Genomic DNA, 18,288 nt, shown 5'->3' with positions numbered 1-18,288 from the left:
CGGCTGTCGGGGGCACCCCGCCCGTGAAGCAAGCTCGCTGAAGGAAGTGACAGCTCATGTCCGCACCAGCGCCGTCCCCGCTGGCCATCGTCGACGCCGAGCCCCTGCCCCGGCAGGAAGAGGTCCTCACCCCCGCGGCCCTCGCCTTCGTGGCCGAGCTGCACCGCAGGTTCACGCCCCGGCGTGACGAGCTCCTCGCCCGCCGAGCGGAGCGCCGCGACGAGATCGCCCGCACCTCGACCCTGGACTTCCTCCCGGAGACCGCCGCGATCCGCGCGGACGACTCCTGGACGGTGGCCCCCGCCCCGGCCGCCCTGAACGACCGCCGCGTGGAGATCACCGGCCCCACCGACCGCAAGATGACCATCAACGCGCTGAACTCCGGCGCGAAGGTCTGGCTCGCCGACTTCGAGGACGCCTCGGCTCCCACCTGGGAGAACGTGATCCTCGGCCAGCTCAACCTCGGCGACGCCTATGAGCGCCGCATCGACTTCACGGACGAGCGCAGCGGCAAGTCGTACGCCCTGAAGGACGCGGGCGAACTCGCCACCGTCGTGATGCGCCCGCGCGGCTGGCACCTGAACGAGCGGCACCTCACCGACGCGGACGGCACGCCGGTGCCGGGCGCCCTCGTCGACTTCGGCCTGTACTTCTTCCACAACGCCCAGCGCCTCATCGACCTCGGCAAGGGCCCGTACTTCTACCTGCCGAAGACGGAGTCGCACCTGGAGGCCCGCCTCTGGAACGAGATCTTCGTCTTCGCGCAGGACTACGTGGGCGTCCCGCAGGGCACCGTCCGCGCCACCGTCCTGATCGAGACGATCACGGCCGCGTACGAGATGGAGGAGATCCTCTACGAGTTGCGGGACCACGCCTCCGGCCTCAACGCCGGGCGCTGGGACTACCTCTTCTCCATCGTGAAGAACTTCCGTGACGGCGGCCAGAAGTTCGTCCTGCCGGACCGCAACCTGGTCACGATGACGGCCCCGTTCATGCGCGCGTACACCGAACTCCTCGTCCGCACCTGCCACAAGCGCGGCGCGCACGCCATCGGCGGCATGGCGGCCTTCATCCCGTCCCGCAAGGACGCCGAGGTCAACAAGGTCGCCTTCGAGAAGGTCCGCGCCGACAAGGACCGCGAGGCGGGCGACGGCTTCGACGGCTCCTGGGTCGCGCACCCCGACCTGGTCCCGATCGCCCTGGAGTCCTTCGACAAGGTCCTCGGCACCGAGCCGAACCAGAAGGGCCGCCTCCGCGAGGACGTCTCCGTCGCCCCCGGCGACCTGATCGCCATCGACTCCCTCGACGCCAGGCCCACCTACGACGGCCTGGTCAACGCCGTCCAGGTCGGCATCCGCTACATCGAGGCCTGGCTGCGCGGCCTCGGCGCCGTCGCCATCTTCAACCTGATGGAGGACGCGGCCACCGCCGAGATCTCCCGCTCCCAGATCTGGCAGTGGATCAACGCGGGTGTGATCTTCGAGGACGGTACGCCCGCGACGGCGGACCTGGCCCGCGAGGTCGCCGCCGCCGAACTGGCCGCGATCCGCGCCGAGATCGGCGCGGAGGCCTTCGCGGCCGGCAAGTGGCAGCAGGCCCACGACCTGCTGCTCCAGGTGTCCCTGGACGCCGACTACGCGGACTTCCTGACGCTGCCCGCGTACGAGCAGCTTCGCTGAGCTAGCCCGCTGCCTCGCTGTTGTCGCCCTCGGCGCCGGAAGGTGCCGGGGGCGACGTCGTCCCCCGCTCCGTGTGCCCGAGGCTCCGCCCCGGCGCCACAATGTCCCGGACCAGGCGCTTCACGGCGGTCGGCTCCGGGAAGCCCTGCCCGCGGCGGTCCCAGACCGGCTCGCCGTCGACGCGGACGACGAACACACCGCCGGTGCCGGGCTTGAGGGCGAGGGTGTCGAGTTCCGCCTCGAAGGTGGTGAGCAGTTCCTGGGCGAGCCAGGCCGCGCGGGGCAGCCAGCGGCACTGGGTGCAGTACTCGATCTCGACGCGGTGCCCGGTCGGCTGCGGCACGCGGTCCTCGGTCGGCTGCGTCATGGGGTCAGTACTCCTTGGCCGGGCGCGGGTCGGGCTTGCCGTGCAGGTTCGGGACCCGCTTCAGCCAGGTCGGGCGGGACGCCTCGGTGGCCCGGGCGCGCCGCGCGTCCTCGGCGGCGAGCTGGGCGGGCGAGGCGAAGTCGGTGGGCAGCCAGGCGGCGGAGGCGCGGGCGCGGGCGGCGAGGTGGCTGACGTACGCGTCCCGCAGGGCGTCGGGGGTGGCGAAGCCGGGCTCGTCGGCGAGCCAGGCGTCGGGGACCTCCGCCGTGATCTCGCGGAGCAGGTCCTCGGTGACCCGGTGGGCGAGTTCGGCGTCGGCGGTCTTGGTGTCGGGGCGGTAGCGGCCGAGGGCGTGCTGGCGGAAGTCGTACGCCTTCTCCGCCGCCGCGAGCAGGGGCGTGGCGTCCCAGCGGTGGTGGAAGACGAGGGCGGCGCCGTGGTCGATGAGCCACAGGCGCGGCTCGCGGGTGCCGAAGGTCGGCCAGACCATGAGGTTCGAGCTGTGCACGGTGCGGTCGACGTTGGCGGTGAGGGCGTCGAGCCAGACGACCCTGCCCGCCTCCAGCGGGTCGACGTCGAGGTCCGTGTCCGGGGTGAAGTCGCGGGCTCCCGGCAGGTAGTCCATGCCCAGGTTCAGGCCCGCGCTGGCGCGCAGCAGGTCCTGCACCTCCTGGTGCGGTTCGTGCGCGGCGACGGCCGGGTCGAAGTGGGCGAGGACCAGCTCGGGCACGCGCAGGCCGAGGCGGCGCCCCAGTTCGCCGACGATGATCTCGGCGACCAGCGCCTTGCGGCCCTGCGCGGAGCCGGTGAACTTCAGGACGTAGGTGCCGAGGTCGTCGGCCTCGGCGATTCCGGGCACGGAGCCGCCGGCCCGCAGGGGTTCCAGATACCGGACAGCCGTCACTTCTCGCAGCACACCAGCCACCCTAACCGGCGGCCGCAAGCCATTTTTGGAGCGGGCGGTGCTTGATCCATAAGATCCTCCGATGATCACTGGAAAGCGGTTCGCGGCGGGGTTCTGTGCCCTGTTCGCGGCCCTGAGCATGGGGCTCTCGCCCACGTCCGCGTTCGCGGACGACGAACCGGACCGCACGGAAGGACCCGTCCCCAAGGTCGAGCTGCTGCTCGACGCGAGCGGGTCGATGCGGGCCCGCGACATCGACGGCAAGAGCCGCATGGCCGCGGCGAAGCAGGCGTTCAACGAGGTGCTCGACGCCACCCCCGAGGACGTCGAGCTCGGCATCCGCACCCTCGGCGCCAACTACCGCGGCGACGACCGCAAGACGGGCTGCAAGGACACCGAGCAGCTCTACCCGGTGGGCCCGCTGGACCGCAGGGACGCCAAGACGGCGGTCGCCACGCTCGCGCCCACCGGCTGGACCCCGATCGGCCCGGCCCTGCTGAAGGCCGCCGACGACCTGAAGGGCGGCGAGGGCTCGCGCCGCATCGTCCTCATCAGCGACGGCGAGGACACCTGCCAGCCCCTCGACCCGTGCGAGGTCGCCCGCGACATCGCCGCCCGGGGCATCCACCTCACCATCGACACCCTCGGCCTGGTCCCGAACACCAAGATGCGCGCGCAGCTGAGCTGCATCGCCGAGGCCACCGGCGGTACCTACACCTCCATCCGGCACACCGAGGAACTCACCGACCGCGTCGGCCAGTTGGTGGACCGCGCGGCCGATCCCGTCGTCACCCCCGTGGCGGTCGAGGGCGCCGCGAGCTGCGCCGCCGCGCCGCAGCTCAAGCCCGGCCTGTACACCGACCGCACGGGCTTCGGCGAGCACCGCTGGTACCGCGTGGACGTCGAGCCGGGCCAGGAGCTGCGCGCCTCGGTGAGCGTCGCGGCCGACCGGGCCGTGAACAACGACTACGGCGTCCTGATGCGGGCCGTCACCCGGCACGGCCGGGAGATCGTACGCGGCTCCGAGGCGGGCGACGGACGCACCGACGCGATCTCCACGGGCCTGCGCTACCCCAAGCCGGAACAGGATGACGACGACGCCGGGACGGAGGCGGTCTGCCTCCAGGTCTCCCACTCCTACGCGCCCGCTGCCGGCACCCCCGCGGCCGCCAAGGGCAAGCCGGGGCTACCGGTGGAGCTGGCCGTCGACGTCGTGGGCGCGCCGGACGACGCGTCCGACGTGGCGGCGTTCGGCCTCGGCCGCGGCTGGTGGCTGCTGGGTGCGCTGGTGCTGACCGGCTTCGTCGGCGGCTTGCTGTGGGGCTGGGTGGCGCGGTGGCGCGTCACGGTCTGGAGGACGAGCTGATGCGTACGACACACCTGTTGCGGACCCGCCTGTGGGCGACCGTGGGGCTGGCGGGCCTGGCCGCGCTCCTCACGGCCGCTCCGGCCCTCGCCGCCTCCACCGACGACGACACGCCACGAACCGACGCGGGCACCTCCTTCCGCACCGCGACGGAGATCGAGCAGGGCCACCGGGCCACGGCGAGCGCGTCGACCGGCGACTACCTGTACTGGTCGTTCCCGGCGGACGCCGGTCAACGCCCCACGGTCAAGGCCACGGTGAAGCTCCCCGAGTCGGCGGCACACCGGCCCGGCACCCGGTGGCGCGTCGACGTCTACGACGGCCTGAGGCGCCGTCAGTCCTGCATGTACGGCATGCAGTCGAGGCCCGCGGACGCGGCGACGGTCGACCTGGCCTGCACCCTCCGCCCGGTCCGCGCCTGGTCGGACACCTGGTCCAACGACCCGCTCCCGGGCACGTACTACATCCGCCTGACAGCGACCGGCCTCAGGACGGCCGACCTGGGCGCCCCCGTCACCGCCGAGGTGGAAGCGAACTCCAAGGACATCGGCGGCGCGGCGGCGGTGGACGGCACCCTGGCGAAGCCCCTGGTGCCGGGCGCGTCGGTCGACTCCGACGACCCCGACGACGCCGCCGACTCGGGCACCCGAGCGGCCCTGTCGACGGCGGAACCGGAGGACGGCTGGGCGTCGGGTTGGTGGACGGACCGCTGGATCTGGACCGGCGCGGGCGGCGTCCTCGCGGCACTGGCGGGCATCGGCGGCTACGCCCTGACGCGCGGCAACGGAAGAGCCCCGTCGGGCGCCTGACCCCGAGGCACGAACCACCGGAGCGACCGGGGGCCCGTCCCATAACGACCGGGGGTCCGTCCCCTAGCGACCGGGGGTCCGTCCCATCCAGGACGGGCCCCCACGGGCCTCCACGGGCCCCCACGGGCACCCTCCGGCCCGCGCCCCGGCACATATCCAGCCCGTCCGGCGTTTGAGGACGAGGCGCGAAGCGCCGATCGGCGGCACCCCGTCCCACCCGAAGGGAACACCCACCCCGGGGTCCAGGGGCGAAGCCCCGGGATCGGAGAAGGGGCGGGACTGGGGCGCCCCGCGAGGACACCCCACCTCACCCCTCCCGCAACACCTTGGCCAGCACCCCCTCCCCCACCACCTCGGCAACCCCACCCCGCACCGCCTCACGCAGAGTCAACTCCCCCCGGGCAATGGCGACGCACGCCTCCGCGCCAAGCCGAAGGCGAGCATCCGGCTCCGCAGCAGCCCGCCCCTCGGCGTACACCCCCAGCCCATCGTCCGCAGAGCCGAGCCGCAGCAGGAACTCCCCCTCGTCAAGGCGGACTTCGACCACACCGTGCCCACCGAGCGCCTCCAAATGCCCCCGCAACGGCAAGGCGAACCAGTGCGCGCGCACGGCGTCGGTGGGCGTGCGCTCGCCGAGGTCGACGGCCCCCCACTCCCCCAGCGCCTGCAGCACGGGCAGCAACGCCCGCCCGCGAGGGGTGAGTTCGTAGACGTAGGCGGAAACAGGCGGAGCCATCCGCCGCCGCTCGGCGACGCCGCCCTGCTCCATGTCCTTGAGCCGCGAGGCCAGCACGTCCGTGCTGACGCCGGGCAGATCGGCGTGCAGATCGGTGTAGCGCCGCGGTCCGGCGAGCAGTTCGCGGACGATCAGCAGCGTCCACCGGTCACCGACGGCGTCCAGCGCCCGGGCGGCGGCACAGTACTGGTCGTAGCTTCGGCGTGGTCGAGGTGGCATGCGTCGCAGTCTAGACAAGTTGTTGGACTTTCCAAGCGGCAGCTTGGTAAAACCAAGTTACGCACGCCACGGGAGGCACAGCACATGGAGTTCCGGCAGTCGAGCAAGCTCAGCGAGGTCTGTTACGAGATCCGGGGCCCGGTCATCGAGCACGCGAACGCCCTGGAGGAGGCGGGCCACAGCGTGCTGCGCCTGAACACCGGCAACCCCGCGCTCTTCGGCTTCGAGGCACCCGAGGAGATCGTCCAGGACATGATCCGGATGCTGCCGGGCGCGCACGGCTACACGGACTCGCGGGGTGTCCTCTCGGCCCGCCGCGCGGTGGTGCAGCGCTATCAGGCGCTGGGCCTCGACGACCTCTCCGTGGACGACGTCTTCCTCGGCAACGGCGTGTCCGAGCTGGTGACGATGGCCGTACAGGCACTGCTGGAGGACGGCGACGAAGTCCTCATCCCCGCCCCGGACTTCCCGCTCTGGACGGCCGTGACGACCCTCTCCGGCGGCAAGGCCGTGCACTACCTGTGCGACGAGCAGGCCGACTGGTACCCGGACCTCGACGACATGGCCGCGAAGATCACCGACCGCACGAAGGCAGTCGTGATCATCAACCCCAACAACCCGACGGGCGCGGTCTACCCGCGCGAGATCCTGGAGGGCATCCTCGACCTCGCCCGCCGGCACGGCCTGATGGTCTTCGCCGACGAGATCTACGACCAGATCCTGTACGACGACGCGGTGCACCACAGCGTCGCCGCCCTCGCCCCCGACCTGGTGGTCCTGACGTTCTGCGGCCTCTCCAAGACCCACCGGGTCGCGGGCTTCCGCTCCGGCTGGCTGGTGGTGACCGGCCCGAAGCAGCACGCGCGGAGCTATCTGGAGGGCCTGACGATGCTGGCCTCCATGCGCCTGTGCCCCAACGCCCCCGCCCAGTACGCGATCCAGGCCGCGCTCGGCGGCCGCCAGTCCATCCACGACCTGACCGCGCCCGGCGGCAGGCTGTACGAGCAGCGCGACCGGGCCTGGCAGAAGCTGAACGAGATCCCGGGCGTCTCCTGTGTGAAGCCGCGCGGCGCGCTGTACGCGTTCGCGCGCCTGGACCCGAAGGTGCACGCGATCCACGACGACGAGAAGTTCGTCCTGGACCTGCTGCTCCAGGAGAAGATCCAGGTGGTCCAGGGCACCGGCTTCAACTGGCCGCGCCCCGACCACTTCCGCATCCTGACCCTCCCGTACGCTGACGATCTGGACGCGGCGATCAGCCGCATCGGCCGCTTCTTGAGCGGCTATCGCCAGTAGCGAGTCGCCCCTGGAGGTGCGCACCGGTGACCCTCTGCACCACCTGCCAGCTGCCGTCCCTGACCCAGTTCGCCTCGCCCGAGCTGGTCGGGCCGATCGTGTACGAGGGCCACGACCGCGCGGACGACCCCGCCTGGCGGACGTCGGGTGCCGTCACGCTGGCGGACTACGCGCGCTGGTGCAGCCACCTGTGCGGGATGGCCTGCCTGCGGATGGCGCTCGGCCCGGACGCGCCGTCGCTGTTCGAGCTGCGCGACGGCGCACTCAAGTACGGCGGGTACACGGAGGACACCGAGGGCACGATCCGCGGGCTGATCTACGCGCCGTTCGCCGCGTACGTACGCGACGTGCACGGCGTGGACGCGACCGTGCACCGCCATCTCGCGCTGGACGAGATCCCCGCGCTCCTGGACGCGGGGCGCACGGTGATGGTGTCCGTGCACTTCGAGATCCGGCGCCCGGAACGGCCCGCGCCGGGCCGGGGCGGGCATCTGGTCCTGATCACGGGGCGCACGGCGGACGGCGGGCTGCACTTCCACAACTCCTCGGGCATCGACGCGCGCACCCGCACGGCCGAACTGTCCCGGTCCCAATTCGAGCCCTTCTTCGCAGGCCGGGGCGTATCGCTCGGCCGCCCCGGGGGCGCGCCGACCACGCGCTGACAGGCGCTCATGACAGAACGTCACCCTCCCTGCCAGGATGGCGCGATGATGCATTCAGGCAGGGTCGCCGTCGTCGGCGGCAGCGTCGCGGGGTGCGCCATGGCGCTGGCGGCGCACCGTGGCGGCGCGGACGAGATCACGGTGTACGAGCGGGCGGGCGGCCGCCTCGCGGAGCGGGGCGTGGGCCTGGCCGTGCACAACTCCCGTTACGCGGAGCTGGAGTCGGCCGGGTACATGGACGCCGACATGCCGTGGGTGCAGCTCGTCAGACGCCGCTGGTACGTACGGGACGAGCGGGCGTCGGGTCCGCTCGGGCACCTGATCGGCACGATGCCGTTCCCCTTCCGCACCTACAACTGGGGCCCGCTGTGGGGCGAGTTGCGGCGCCGGGTGCCGGAGTCCGTGGAGTTCCGCACCGCCACGTCGGTGACGGCCGTGCGCACCGGGGCGGTCGGCGCGGAGGTGGACACCGCCGAGGGCACCGAACGGTTCGACGTGGTGGTCGGCGCGGACGGCTACCGCTCCGTGGTGCGCGCCGCCGCCCACCCCGGCCTGCGCGCCGCGTACGCCGGATATCTGGCCTGGCGCGGCGCCTACCCCTCGGACCGCCTCGCCGACCCGCACCTGTGGGACGAGCAGGACTGCGTGTACGTGGTCTTCGACAGCGGCCACGTGATCATCTACCGGATCCCGGACGGCGTCGGCGGCCACCGCGTCAACTGGGTGCTGTACACCGCGCCACCCCCGGGCCTGGACGCCGACCTCGGCTTCACCAGCCCCACGAGCCTGCCGCCCGGCGGCCTCACCGACGCCCTCGGCGCCCATCTCGGGTACGTCGCCGATGAGTTGCTGCCGTCGTACTGGGGCGCCGTGGTCCGCGCGACCCGCCCCGACGAACTGTTCCTCCAGCCCATGTACGACTTCACGGCGCCCCGCTACGCCCTGGACCGGGTGCTCCTCGCGGGCGACGCGGCCACGGTCGCCCGGCCCCACACCGGCGCGGGCGCGGTGAAGGCGCTGCAGGACGCCACGGTCCTGGAGTCCGCCATCGCCACGGCGACGACCTGGCCGGAGGCCCTGGAGTCCTACGACACCGACCGCACCGTGGCGGGCCGCACGATGGTCGACCTGGGGCGGCGGCTCGGCCTGGCCCTGGTCGAACGGACGCCGCCGTGGCGCGAGTTGGACCAGGCGGGCCTGGAGGCGTGGTGGCGGCAGGCGGACGGGACGGGGGCGTTCGGGGGGCGTGAGCTGCCGTCCCGTTGAGGCGCGGGCCGGAGCACGGGGGGCGGGCCGGAGCACGGGGGCGCCCGGTGCGACGGCTGGCGGGCCGGAGCGCCGTGACCCGTCGGCGCTGCCCCGGTGCTCCGGCCCTTGCGCTGTTCCTCGAAACCTCAGCGGCCCGCGGGCACGCTCAGGCGCCGTCGCCGCGCCGGAAGTGCAGGATGCCCCAGGTGATGTACCCGTCGCGACCCGCGCCGACCCAGCGGGCGAGGCCCTTCTTCATCTGCGTGAGGTAGTCGTGGCTGACCTGGCCGGCCAGTCCTTCCGCCTCCTGGCGCTCGGTCTCCTCCAGCACGCGCGCGTAGTGCGTCACCAACTGCTCGCGGTGCTCCTCGAACCCGCCCGTCGGGGCGAACCCGAGCCGCGCCAACTCCCGCGCGTAGAAGCCGGGTGAGCCCATGTCGTCCAGGTGGATGCGGTCGAGGATCGGCTGCAGCACACCCGGCGGACAGTTGTCGACGGCCATCGGGTCGGTGAAGATGAGCTGCCCGCCGGGCCGGAGCACCCGGGAGATCTCCTCCAGGACGCGGACGCGGTTGCCGCTGTGCAGGAAGGCGTCCTGCGACCACACGACGTCGACCTGGCCGTCCGGATAGGGGATGTCCTCGAAGGACCCGTCGACGACCTCGATGAGCCCCGAAAGGGACCGGGCCGCGTTGAGCTCCTTGTGCCGCTGGTTCTCCACCTCGCTGAGGTTGAGGGCGAGCACCCGGCAGCCGTACGTGGACGCCAGGTACCGCGCGGAACCGCCGTACCCGGAGCCCAGGTCGAGGACCACGGAGTCCTCGGTGAGGCCGAGCTTGGCTGCCATCCGCTCGACGGTGCGGCGGCTGGCGTCGGCGATGGGCTCGCCGGAGTGGTCGTACAGGCCGATGTGGATGTCCTCGCCGCCCCAGACCCGGGCGTAGAAGTTGTCCGCGTCGGTGGAGTTGTAGTAGCTGCGGGCGACGCCGACGGCGCCGCTGTAGCGCTCGTCCTGCTCCTCGTCCGCGCGGTACTCCTTCTCCGCGACGTGCACGAAGAAGTCGGGCTGCTCGCCCCGGTAGGTGTGCTGGAAGTCGCCGTACGTCTCGATGCTCTGGAAGCCCACCTCCGACATCAGCCGTCGGGTGTAGTCCTTGCGGAGCGGGAACATGTTGAGGTGGTAGACGGAGTCGTCCGGGAAGCTGTACCGCATGCGCACGAGGCCCTCGTCCACGTACTCGGGCTCCACCGAGACGTCTTCGCCGCAGTAGTAGTAGGTGTGCTTGCTGGTGTAGCCGTCGTCGAGGATCGCGTCGTAGTTGCGCTGGTCGAGGACGAGGATGCCGTCGTGCTTGAGCATCGCGTAGAACTCGGCGAGCGCACGGCGGCGGTCGCGCTCGGAGAACAGGTGCGTGAAGGAGTTGCCGAGGCAGACGATCGCGTCGTACGCCCCGTGGACGTCGCGGTTCAGCCAACGCCAGTCCGCCTGGACGACCCGCATCACATGGCCGTCCTTCATGCCGTTCGAGAAGGCGGCCGACAGCATCTCCGCGCTGCCGTCCGCGCTGACCGTCTCGAACCCGGCGGCCAGTAGCTGCACCGAGTGGAATCCGGTGCCCGTCGCGACGTCCAGCACGCTCTTCACGCCGCGTTTGCGCAGCAGGTCGATGAAGAAGTCTCCTTCGCTCTGCGCCCTCCTCTCCCAGTCTATGAGCGAGTCCCATTTCTCCACGAAGCTGGGCACGTACTCCTCGGTGTAGTGGCCGGTTTCTCGTACTTCGACAGGGTTGTCGCCGAACTTCTGAGTCGGATGCACGATGAACACCCTTCGACTTCAATGGGGGATGGCCTGGGCACATCGCTATCCCAAGGCGGGTACCCCCATGCGTCCATGCTTCGTATACATACGCTGGGCTGACAATTCGCCGACCAGAACAGGACCGTCAACGCCATGGGTGATCTTCTTCTCGTACGTCACGGCGAGACCGAATGGTCCCTGTCGGGACAGCACACCAGCTGGTCGGAGATCCCTCTCACCGAAAACGGACGCGCCCAGGCGCGGTCCGTCGCACCCCTCCTCGACAAGTACCGCATCGACGCGGCCTTCACGAGCCCGCGCGTGCGCGCGCGTGCGACGGCCGAACTCGCGGGCTTCGCCGACGCGCGCGTCGACGAGGACCTCTCCGAGTGGGACTACGGCGCGTACGAGGGCGTCACCACCGTCGAGATCCACCGCACCCGCCCCGACTGGTTCCTCTTCACCGACGGCGTCGCCGCCGGGCCCGCCGAGCACCCCGGCGAGACACCCGAGCAGGTCGGCGAGCGGGCCGACCGGATGCTCGCCAAGGTCGACGCGGCCCTCGCCAACACGGAGGGCAGCGTTGCCCTCTTCGCCCACGGCCACTTCCTCCGCGTCCTCACGGCCCGCCGCCTCGGCTTCTCCGCTGCGGCGGGCGCCCACTTCCAACTGGCCACCGGCACCGTGAGCCGCCTCAGCTACGAACACGCCCGCCCGGTCCTGGCCACGTGGAACGTCCGTCCCTGACGCCGGGGCCTGCCGGATATGTGCTGCTGCTGTATTTCAAGCCCCTCCGGCGTCTGAGGAGCGGGGTCTGGGGCGGAGCCCCAGTTTCGGGAAGGGGCGGGACTGGGGAATGCCCCGCAGGGCCATTGTCAGTGGGGCGAGGCACCATCGGGTACGAGGAGCCCCGGGTGCTCCGGAGACGAGGTGGTGCACTCATGGCCAAGCCGACCACGGCCGCCCAGCGGCGCGTCATCGCCGCGGCGGACCCGGTCACGGGCCGCCTCAGCGGCACGGACGCCCAGCTGACCGCCCTCGTGCGTCTCCAGCTCGCCTTCCGGCACCCCCGCCCACCGCACGCGTACTTCCTGACCCCGGCGGGCCACCGCGTCCGGGAGGAGCCCGAGCGGGCCGTCCCGGAGACGGCCCCCGTGGAGCCCGTCCCGGGCGTATTCGCCGCCCGCACGGGCACGGAGGACACCCCGCCCCCGGAGGACGGCCCCGCCCGCACCCGCGAGGTACGCGGCGCCTGGCTCGGCCTGGTCGAGATGCGCCGGATGACGAACCCGGACGGCGACCGCGACCGCCCCTGCGCATGGGAGCGCACGCACCTGGTGCAGGCGGCCGCGATAGCCCTGGAGGCGGCGGGCCGCGCCCCCGCGCGGCCGGGCCGCGACGGCTACCGCGTGACGCCGACCCCCCAGCCGGAGGCGGTGGCGGTACGCGAACCCACCCCGGAGGGCGTCCGGGCCTGCGCCACGGCCCTGGAGCGGGCCGGGTGGCAGGTCAGCGAACACAGCGAGCGGGCGGCGCCAGGAGCGGCCGGGCGGTATGTGCTGGTGTCACCGCGTAGGGGGTGAGTTCCGGCGGTGGCCGGAATGCCGCACGCCGAGGGGATGTTGATGTTCAACCTGATGACTTGTTGGACCGGTTCCATCCGTTCCGTCTGCCGAACCCGTCGAAGTAGAAGCCGAAGTGGAAGTTGAAAGGGAAGCCGTGTCGCAGCAGCCAACGCCGGAGACCAGCCCGGACTCGTCCCCGCAGCCGACCCCCGACTCGTCCCCGGACTCGAACCCGGACTCGTCCTCGAAGCCCTTTTCCGTGGGCATCAGTGTCCGCGGGTACGAGACGGACTCCCAGGGGCACCTCAACCAGTCCGTGTACCTGCAGTACGCGGAGCACGCGCGCTGGTCGGCGCTGCGGGCGGCCGGGATCGAGCAGCGCGATCTCATCGGGAAGGGGGTCGGCCCGGTCGCGCTGGAGAACACGGTGCGGTATCGGAGCGAGCTGCGGGCGGGCGACGAGGTCGAGGTGACCTGCCAGTTCGTGTGGGGTGAGCGGAAGACGTTCCGGATCGAGCAGACCGTCGTCCGGGCGGACGGCCAGGTGGCCGCGACGGTCTCGGCTCTCGGCGGCCTGCTCGACCTCAAGGAGCGCAGGATGGTGGCGGAACCGAAGGAGTACTTCAGGGCGCTGGCTTCGGACCCGCGCGTGCTCGGTCTCTGACCGGTCCGGCCGGTACGGGACGCCCGGCGTACGGGGGCGTCAGCCGTCGGTCAGTGCCGCGAGGTCGGCCGCGTCGAGGCGCAGCCCGGCCGCGGCGGCGTTCTCCTCCAGGTGGGCCAGGGACGACGTCCCGGGGATGGCGAGCATCGCCGGGGACACGGCCAGGGACCAGGCGAGGGTGACCTGCGCGGCCGTGGCGCCGTGCCGGTCGGCGACGGCTCGCAGGCCCGCGATGTGCGGGGCGCCCGCGCCGCCGAGCGGGAAGAAGGGCACGAAGGCGATCGCCTGCCGCGCGCACGACGCGATCATCGCCTGGGCATCGGCGTCCCGGTGCCCGGGGCTGAACCTGTTCTGGACGGCGGCGACGGGTGCGACGGCCTGGGCCTCGGCGAGCTGCGCGGGTGTGGCGTTGCTGACGCCGAGGTGCCGGATGAGGCCTTGTTCGCGGAGTGCGGCGAGGGCTTCGAAGCGGCCGTCGCCGGGCCCGTCCTCGCCGAGGAAGCGCAGGTAGACGAGGTCGAGGTGGTCGCGGCCGAGCTCGCGGAGGTTCCGGTGGACGTCGTCCTTGAGCTTCGCGGGGTCGGCGGCGCCGAGCCAGTTGTGGTCGGGGTCGCGGTCGGGGCCGACCTTGGTGGCGATGACCAGGTCCTCGGGGTACGGGTGGAGGGCTTCGCGGATGAAGGTGTTGGCGGCGAGGTCCTCGTAGAAGTAGAAGGCGGCCGTGTCGATGTGGTCGACGCCGAGTTCGACAGCGCGACGCAGTACGGCGCGGGCCGTGTGGGGGTCGCCCGCCGGGCCCTCCCAGGTGCGGCCCGGCAGCCGCATCGCGCCGAAGCCCATGCGGTGCACGGGCAGGTCGCCGCCGAGGAGCCAGGTTCCGGCGGCGGAGGCGGGTGCGGAGGTGATGGGGGTGCCGGCGGAGGTGGCGGCGGCGGGCAGGTCGTTCGTGTTCGGCATGGCCACATCCTGTGGGTGCCGGGGCCCGGGTGGGCGCGAGTGGCACGTTGTTGCCAGTTCGGGGAGGCTGTCCCGGTCGGGGGCGGGGAGGGGGAACGGAGACATGGGGCACAGGGAATCGGCTGACTTCGTCACGTTGCGGGGCGAGGAGGAACTGGTGCGGCGTGCCGGTGATCTCTTCGCGTCGGCGCGCGAGGAGTTCCTGTGCGGGGCCGCCGACCTCGTCACCTGGTCGGGCGGGGTCAACGCCGCCTTCGCCGACGGGAAGCGGCCGCCGCTGCGGCCGGGGCGCCACGACGGGCTCGCGATGCGCAAGGTGTACACGCGGCGCGCGCTCGGTGACCCGCACTCGGAGCGGCGGCTCGCGGCGATCGCCGCGTCCGGCGCGCAGGTGCGGATCTCGGCCGCGCCGCTTGCCCGGGAGGCGATCGTCATCGATCGGCGGGTGGCGATTCTCGCGGGGTCCGAGGGGCGGGGCGCTCGTACGTACACGGTGGTGCGGGCGGCCGACGTGGTCGAGGGGATCCGCTCGCTGCTGTACGCGACGTGGGAGGCCGCCGACGATGTCGCCGACTGCCTGGGGGCGGCCGCACTGCCCGAGTTGGACGAGGAAGCCCGGTCGGTGCTCGGGGCGTTGTCCGCCGGGCTGACCGATGAGGCTGCCGCTCGGCGCCTCGGGATGTCGTTGCGGACCTATCGGCGGCGGGTGGCCGGGCTGATGGCCGCGGTGGGGGCCAGCTCGCGGTTCCAGGCGGGGGTGCGGGTGCGGGGACGTTAGGCCTCGCGGGGCGCCCCGGGCCCGCCCCTTCTCCGATCCCGGGGCTCCGCCCCTGGACCCCGGGGGTGGGTGTCCCCTTCGGGTGGGGACGGGCCACCGCCGGATCGGCGCTCCGCGCCTCGTCCTCAAACGCCGGACGGGCTGAAGACTTCGCCGCGGTTCCCTTGTCGTCAGGTACGCGCGTACCCGACCCGGAGGCCGTGCGCGCTGAGGATCGGGGGCAGCGGCTGGAAGTACGTCGTGCCGCCGGACGCGCAGTTGCCGCTGCCGCCCACGACGATGCCGAGCGCCGCGTCCCCGGCGAATCCGGGGCCACCCGTGTCGCCGGGCTCGGCGCAGACGTTCGTGCGGATGAGGCCGTACACGGTGCCCTCCGGGAAGGTGACCGAGGCGTTCAGGGACTGGATGGTCCCGCAGTGCAGGCCGGTCGTGGGGCCCGTACGGCAGATCTGCTGGCCCACGACGGGCTGCGGGGCGCGGTTGATGCGGATGATCTGGCTTCCGGCCCTGATCTCGCTGGGGTAGGTCAGGCCGGTGTTCGTGTAGCGCACGAGCGCGTAGCTGCTGCGGGGGAAGACGACGGTGTCGGTCACGCCGACCGGAACGGTGAGGCGGGGGTCGGCGTACCACTGGGTGCCGACGGTGCCGCAGTGGCCGCCCATGATCCCGTAGAAGCGCGTGCCGTTGGTGACGTTGAAGGCCACCGGGCAGCGGCCACTGGCGGAGTAGAGGACGTCGCCGCCGCGGACCGCCGTCTGGGCAGGGGCGGCGGTGGCCGTGGGGGCGGCGAGCAGGCCGAGGGCCGCGAGGGCGGCGCACAGTAACTGGGCGATGATCAGCCGGAGTCTCATGGGGTCTCCTGTGGGGGGCGAGGATGTGCGCACGGGCGAGCGTGGGCATTGTTGCGAAGTCCGGCGAGCGCGTCACGGATCGCGGCACGGGACGTCTTGCCGACTCTCGTCGGCTTCGGAGGCGGGCATACTGGCAGCATGGGCACTGACCCGCTGGACGAACCCTCCCGGACGATCGACGACGCACAGCCCGACGACCAGCGCGGGCAAGGCGCCGATGAACGACATCAATCGGCCGACGAATGCGACGCCGCCGCCAACCAACGCGAAACCACGGCCGACCAACGCGACGCCGCCGCCAACCAACGCGAAACCACGGCCGACCAACGCGACGCCGCCGCCAACCAACGGGAAGCCGCCGCCAACCAGCGGGAAGCCGCCGCCGACCAGCGGGAGGCCAGCGTGGACGCGTGGCAGGACAAGCTCACCGCTCAGAAGAAGCTACTGGACGCACGGAGTCGCGCAGCGGGGGATTCGACCCCGAGCATCCGGAAGTGCTCGTACGAGCAGATCGGACGGTCCCAGGTACTGCTGGCGGCCAGTCAGGAGCGCCTGGACCGCAGCAAGGCGGCACTGCGCCGCTCGGATGCGGCGGACCTACGGGAACAGGCCAGCATCAACCGGGAGACCAAAGCCGCAACCCAGCGGATGGCGGCGCAGGACCCGGTGCCGCTCAAGATCCTGCAGGCCCGGGCGCGCCTGCTGCGGGAGCGGGCCGTAGCGGCGGCCGAGGCACTGGCCAAAGCCGAGGACGCCCTGGCCCACGAGCACGGACGACGTCACCGCGCCCAGCAGACGGCCGAACACCGCCACCGCGCCACCGAGGCCCGCGGCTCGGCCGACGCGCTGCGCACCCCCGCCGCGCCGCCCAAGGGCGAGAGCTAGCAGGACACCCACGAGGAGCCTTACGCGTCGGCGCTCCATCCCGGCACCGCGCTGACGGCTGCCTCCCGCTTCCCGCGCCTCCCTCACCTCCCGCGTGCCTCCCGCACCTCCCCCTCGCCTCGTTTTGAAGCACTTGCTTCAGAATATGTTAAGGTCCGTCCCGGGTTTTGAAGCGACTGATTCAAAACGAATCGCGCCCCGTCGCGACCACCAGCCACAACCAGGGAGGGACCTCCATGCCGCTCGCGGTCTATGTGTTGGCGCTCGGCATCTTCACCCAGGGAACATCGGAGTTCATGCTGTCGGGGCTACTCCCCGGCATGGCCGATGACCTGGGTGTTTCCATACCCGACGCCGGTCTGCTGATCTCGGCGTTCGCGATCGGCATGGTCGTCGGCGCGCCCCTGCTCGCCGTGGCGACGCTGCGCTGGCCACGGCGCACGGCGCTCGTGCTGCTCCAGGCCGTGTTCATCGCGGGGCATGTCGTGGGCGCGCTCGCGCCGGGCTACGGCGTGCTGTTCGCGACCCGCATCGTCAGCGCGCTCGCGTACGCCGGGTTCTGGGGCGTGGCCGTCGCCACGGCCGTGGCGCTCGTGCCGAGTGCGGCCAAGAGCAAGGCAGTCGGCCTGGTCGCGGGCGGTCTGACGCTCGCGACGATCGTCGGCGTCCCGGCCGGTACCGTCCTCAGCCAGTCCGCGAGCTGGCGCGCCGCCTTCTGGGCGGTGGCCGCGGCGACCGCCGTCAGCCTGGCCGCGACCGCGCTCGCCGTGCCGGGCGGCCGGGGCTCGCCGGAGGTGTCGTCCGTGCGCGCCGAGCTGCGCGGCATGAAGCAGCCGCAGCTGTGGCTGTCGTACGCCATCACCGGCTTGGCCTTCGGTGCGGTCATCGTCACCTTCTCCTACCTCGCCGCCCTCCTCACCGACGAGAGCGGACTGAGCGAAGGCCTGGTGCCCGCCGCGCTCGCGCTGTTCGGGGCGGGCGGCATGCTCGGCCTGCTCATCGGCAGCCGCACCGCGCAGGCACACGCCGTCGGCACGCTCGGGTGGGGGCTCGGCGGGCTCGCCGTGATCTCGGCGGCCCTCGCGCTCACCGCGGACACCGCCATCGCCGTCGTGCTCGTCCTCGTCTTCCTGCTCGGCATGGCGGGCTACGTCACCAACCCGGCCCTGCAGTCCCGGGTGTTCGGCCTCGCCCCCGACGCGCCCACCCTCGTCGGCGCGACCAACACCGCCGCGTTCAACGTCGGCAACACCCTTGCCCCGATGCTCGGCGGCCTCACCATCGGCGCCGGGTACGGGTACACGTCGGTGGCCTGGGTCGGGGCCGGGCTCGCGGGGCTCGGGGGCGCGGGGGCGCTGTGGGCGGGACGGCTTGAGCGGGCGACGGCGCGGACTCAAGGGCGGGCACCCCTGGCGGACCCGGCTGATCCTGCCGACCCGACGGGCGCAGCGGACAGTGCGAACAGTGCGGGTTTTGAAAAGGTATTCCAAAACGGGTAGGCTCC

The 18,288-nt window shown here is 72.3% G+C and carries 18 protein-coding genes; 12 read left to right on the top strand and 6 right to left on the bottom strand.

Annotated elements, in window-relative coordinates:
• Positions 1-56 precede the first annotated feature (56 nt).
• The gene (aceB, locus tag IE274_RS11935) at positions 57-1,679 is read left to right on the top strand and encodes a malate synthase A (RefSeq protein WP_190115638.1); all 1,623 of its coding nucleotides are present in this window, start codon (positions 57-59) and stop codon (positions 1,677-1,679) included.
• 1 nt (position 1,680) lies between these two features.
• On the opposite strand, the gene IE274_RS11930 is transcribed toward aceB, so the two are convergent.
• A complete protein-coding gene (locus tag IE274_RS11930) occupies positions 1,681-2,046 on the bottom strand; it encodes an Rdx family protein (protein WP_190115637.1) in 366 nt (121 codons plus the stop codon).
• A gap of 4 nt (positions 2,047-2,050) precedes the next feature.
• Positions 2,051-2,962: a HipA family kinase gene (locus IE274_RS11925; protein WP_190115636.1), complete on the bottom strand. Its 912-nt coding sequence runs from the start codon at positions 2,960-2,962 to the stop codon at positions 2,051-2,053.
• A 70-nt stretch (positions 2,963-3,032) separates the two neighbouring features.
• Between IE274_RS11925 and IE274_RS11920 the strand changes: the two genes are divergently transcribed.
• The gene (locus IE274_RS11920) at positions 3,033-4,316 is read left to right on the top strand and encodes a VWA domain-containing protein (RefSeq protein ID WP_190115635.1); all 1,284 of its coding nucleotides are present in this window, start codon (positions 3,033-3,035) and stop codon (positions 4,314-4,316) included.
• Positions 4,316-5,125, top strand: a complete 810-nt coding sequence (locus tag IE274_RS11915) for a hypothetical protein (protein ID WP_229909473.1) — start codon at positions 4,316-4,318, stop codon at positions 5,123-5,125. Before IE274_RS11920 ends, IE274_RS11915 begins: the two co-directional genes overlap by 1 nt.
• Positions 5,126-5,432: 307 nt before the next feature.
• Here IE274_RS11915 and IE274_RS11910 read toward each other — a convergent pair whose 3' ends face one another.
• On the bottom strand, positions 5,433-6,080 hold the full coding sequence (locus tag IE274_RS11910; RefSeq protein ID WP_190115633.1) for a winged helix-turn-helix transcriptional regulator: 648 nt from the start codon (positions 6,078-6,080) through the stop codon (positions 5,433-5,435).
• A gap of 84 nt (positions 6,081-6,164) precedes the next feature.
• On the opposite strand from IE274_RS11910, the gene IE274_RS11905 reads away from it, so the two are divergent.
• From IE274_RS11905 to IE274_RS11895, 3 genes are read left to right on the top strand one after another with little or no spacing between them, the layout of a single operon-like run.
• Positions 6,165-7,376 (top strand): pyridoxal phosphate-dependent aminotransferase, encoded by a 1,212-nt coding sequence (locus IE274_RS11905; protein WP_190115632.1) that lies wholly within the window; start codon positions 6,165-6,167, stop codon positions 7,374-7,376.
• Between the two features lie 26 nt (positions 7,377-7,402).
• Positions 7,403-8,038: a cysteine peptidase family C39 domain-containing protein gene (locus IE274_RS11900; protein WP_190115631.1), complete on the top strand. Its 636-nt coding sequence runs from the start codon at positions 7,403-7,405 to the stop codon at positions 8,036-8,038.
• 48 nt (positions 8,039-8,086) lie between these two features.
• Positions 8,087-9,304: an FAD-dependent monooxygenase gene (locus tag IE274_RS11895; protein ID WP_190115902.1), complete on the top strand. Its 1,218-nt coding sequence runs from the start codon at positions 8,087-8,089 to the stop codon at positions 9,302-9,304.
• A 148-nt stretch (positions 9,305-9,452) separates the two neighbouring features.
• On the opposite strand, the gene IE274_RS11890 is transcribed toward IE274_RS11895, so the two are convergent.
• Complete coding sequence (locus tag IE274_RS11890; protein WP_190115630.1) at positions 9,453-11,102, bottom strand: glycine/sarcosine N-methyltransferase; 1,650 nt, start codon at positions 11,100-11,102, stop codon at positions 9,453-9,455.
• 135 nt (positions 11,103-11,237) lie between these two features.
• Here IE274_RS11890 and IE274_RS11885 point away from each other — a divergent pair, with 135 nt between their 5' ends.
• From IE274_RS11885 to IE274_RS11875, 3 genes are all read left to right on the top strand, one after another.
• Positions 11,238-11,831 (top strand): histidine phosphatase family protein, encoded by a 594-nt coding sequence (locus IE274_RS11885; protein ID WP_190115629.1) that lies wholly within the window; start codon positions 11,238-11,240, stop codon positions 11,829-11,831.
• A 194-nt stretch (positions 11,832-12,025) separates the two neighbouring features.
• On the top strand, positions 12,026-12,667 hold the full coding sequence (locus IE274_RS11880; protein WP_190115628.1) for a hypothetical protein: 642 nt from the start codon (positions 12,026-12,028) through the stop codon (positions 12,665-12,667).
• Between the two features lie 241 nt (positions 12,668-12,908).
• Positions 12,909-13,313, top strand: coding sequence for an acyl-CoA thioesterase (locus tag IE274_RS11875; RefSeq protein WP_190115901.1), 405 nt, complete (start codon positions 12,909-12,911; stop codon positions 13,311-13,313).
• Between the two features lie 39 nt (positions 13,314-13,352).
• On the opposite strand, the gene IE274_RS11870 is transcribed toward IE274_RS11875, so the two are convergent.
• Positions 13,353-14,270, bottom strand: coding sequence for an oxidoreductase (locus IE274_RS11870; protein ID WP_190115627.1), 918 nt, complete (start codon positions 14,268-14,270; stop codon positions 13,353-13,355).
• Between the two features lie 103 nt (positions 14,271-14,373).
• Between IE274_RS11870 and IE274_RS11865 the strand changes: the two genes are divergently transcribed.
• Positions 14,374-15,048, top strand: coding sequence for a helix-turn-helix domain-containing protein (locus IE274_RS11865; RefSeq protein ID WP_190115626.1), 675 nt, complete (start codon positions 14,374-14,376; stop codon positions 15,046-15,048).
• A 170-nt stretch (positions 15,049-15,218) separates the two neighbouring features.
• Here IE274_RS11865 and IE274_RS11860 read toward each other — a convergent pair whose 3' ends face one another.
• Entirely contained in the window at positions 15,219-15,899 is a 681-nt protein-coding gene (locus IE274_RS11860) for a S1 family peptidase (RefSeq protein ID WP_190115625.1), read from the bottom strand.
• A gap of 138 nt (positions 15,900-16,037) precedes the next feature.
• Between IE274_RS11860 and IE274_RS11855 the strand changes: the two genes are divergently transcribed.
• Positions 16,038-16,784 (top strand): hypothetical protein, encoded by a 747-nt coding sequence (locus tag IE274_RS11855; protein WP_190115624.1) that lies wholly within the window; start codon positions 16,038-16,040, stop codon positions 16,782-16,784.
• Between the two features lie 236 nt (positions 16,785-17,020).
• A complete protein-coding gene (locus IE274_RS11850) occupies positions 17,021-18,283 on the top strand; it encodes a Cmx/CmrA family chloramphenicol efflux MFS transporter (RefSeq protein WP_190115623.1) in 1,263 nt (420 codons plus the stop codon).
• Positions 18,284-18,288 lie beyond the last annotated feature (5 nt).

Source organism: Streptomyces flavofungini, from assembly GCF_014650815.1.
Taxonomy (GTDB): Bacteria; Actinomycetota; Actinomycetes; order Streptomycetales; family Streptomycetaceae; genus Streptomyces; species Streptomyces flavofungini.
Note: the sequence above shows the minus strand (reverse complement) of the source record. Positions and strands in the feature narration are given on the sequence as shown.

Coding starts and splice junctions, on each gene's coding strand:
- IE274_RS11865 (WP_190115626.1), top strand. CDS start 14,374: ATGGGGCACAGGGAATCGGCTGACTTCGTCACGTTGCGGGGCGAGGAG.
- IE274_RS11870 (WP_190115627.1), bottom strand. CDS start 14,270: ATGCCGAACACGAACGACCTGCCCGCCGCCGCCACCTCCGCCGGCACC.
- IE274_RS11860 (WP_190115625.1), bottom strand. CDS start 15,899: ATGAGACTCCGGCTGATCATCGCCCAGTTACTGTGCGCCGCCCTCGCG.
- IE274_RS11930 (WP_190115637.1), bottom strand. CDS start 2,046: ATGACGCAGCCGACCGAGGACCGCGTGCCGCAGCCGACCGGGCACCGC.
- aceB (WP_190115638.1), top strand. CDS start 57: ATGTCCGCACCAGCGCCGTCCCCGCTGGCCATCGTCGACGCCGAGCCC.
- IE274_RS11855 (WP_190115624.1), top strand. CDS start 16,038: ATGGGCACTGACCCGCTGGACGAACCCTCCCGGACGATCGACGACGCA.
- IE274_RS11910 (WP_190115633.1), bottom strand. CDS start 6,080: ATGCCACCTCGACCACGCCGAAGCTACGACCAGTACTGTGCCGCCGCC.
- IE274_RS11895 (WP_190115902.1), top strand. CDS start 8,087: ATGCATTCAGGCAGGGTCGCCGTCGTCGGCGGCAGCGTCGCGGGGTGC.
- IE274_RS11905 (WP_190115632.1), top strand. CDS start 6,165: ATGGAGTTCCGGCAGTCGAGCAAGCTCAGCGAGGTCTGTTACGAGATC.
- IE274_RS11915 (WP_229909473.1), top strand. CDS start 4,316: ATGCGTACGACACACCTGTTGCGGACCCGCCTGTGGGCGACCGTGGGG.
- IE274_RS11850 (WP_190115623.1), top strand. CDS start 17,021: ATGCCGCTCGCGGTCTATGTGTTGGCGCTCGGCATCTTCACCCAGGGA.
- IE274_RS11920 (WP_190115635.1), top strand. CDS start 3,033: ATGATCACTGGAAAGCGGTTCGCGGCGGGGTTCTGTGCCCTGTTCGCG.
- IE274_RS11880 (WP_190115628.1), top strand. CDS start 12,026: ATGGCCAAGCCGACCACGGCCGCCCAGCGGCGCGTCATCGCCGCGGCG.
- IE274_RS11885 (WP_190115629.1), top strand. CDS start 11,238: ATGGGTGATCTTCTTCTCGTACGTCACGGCGAGACCGAATGGTCCCTG.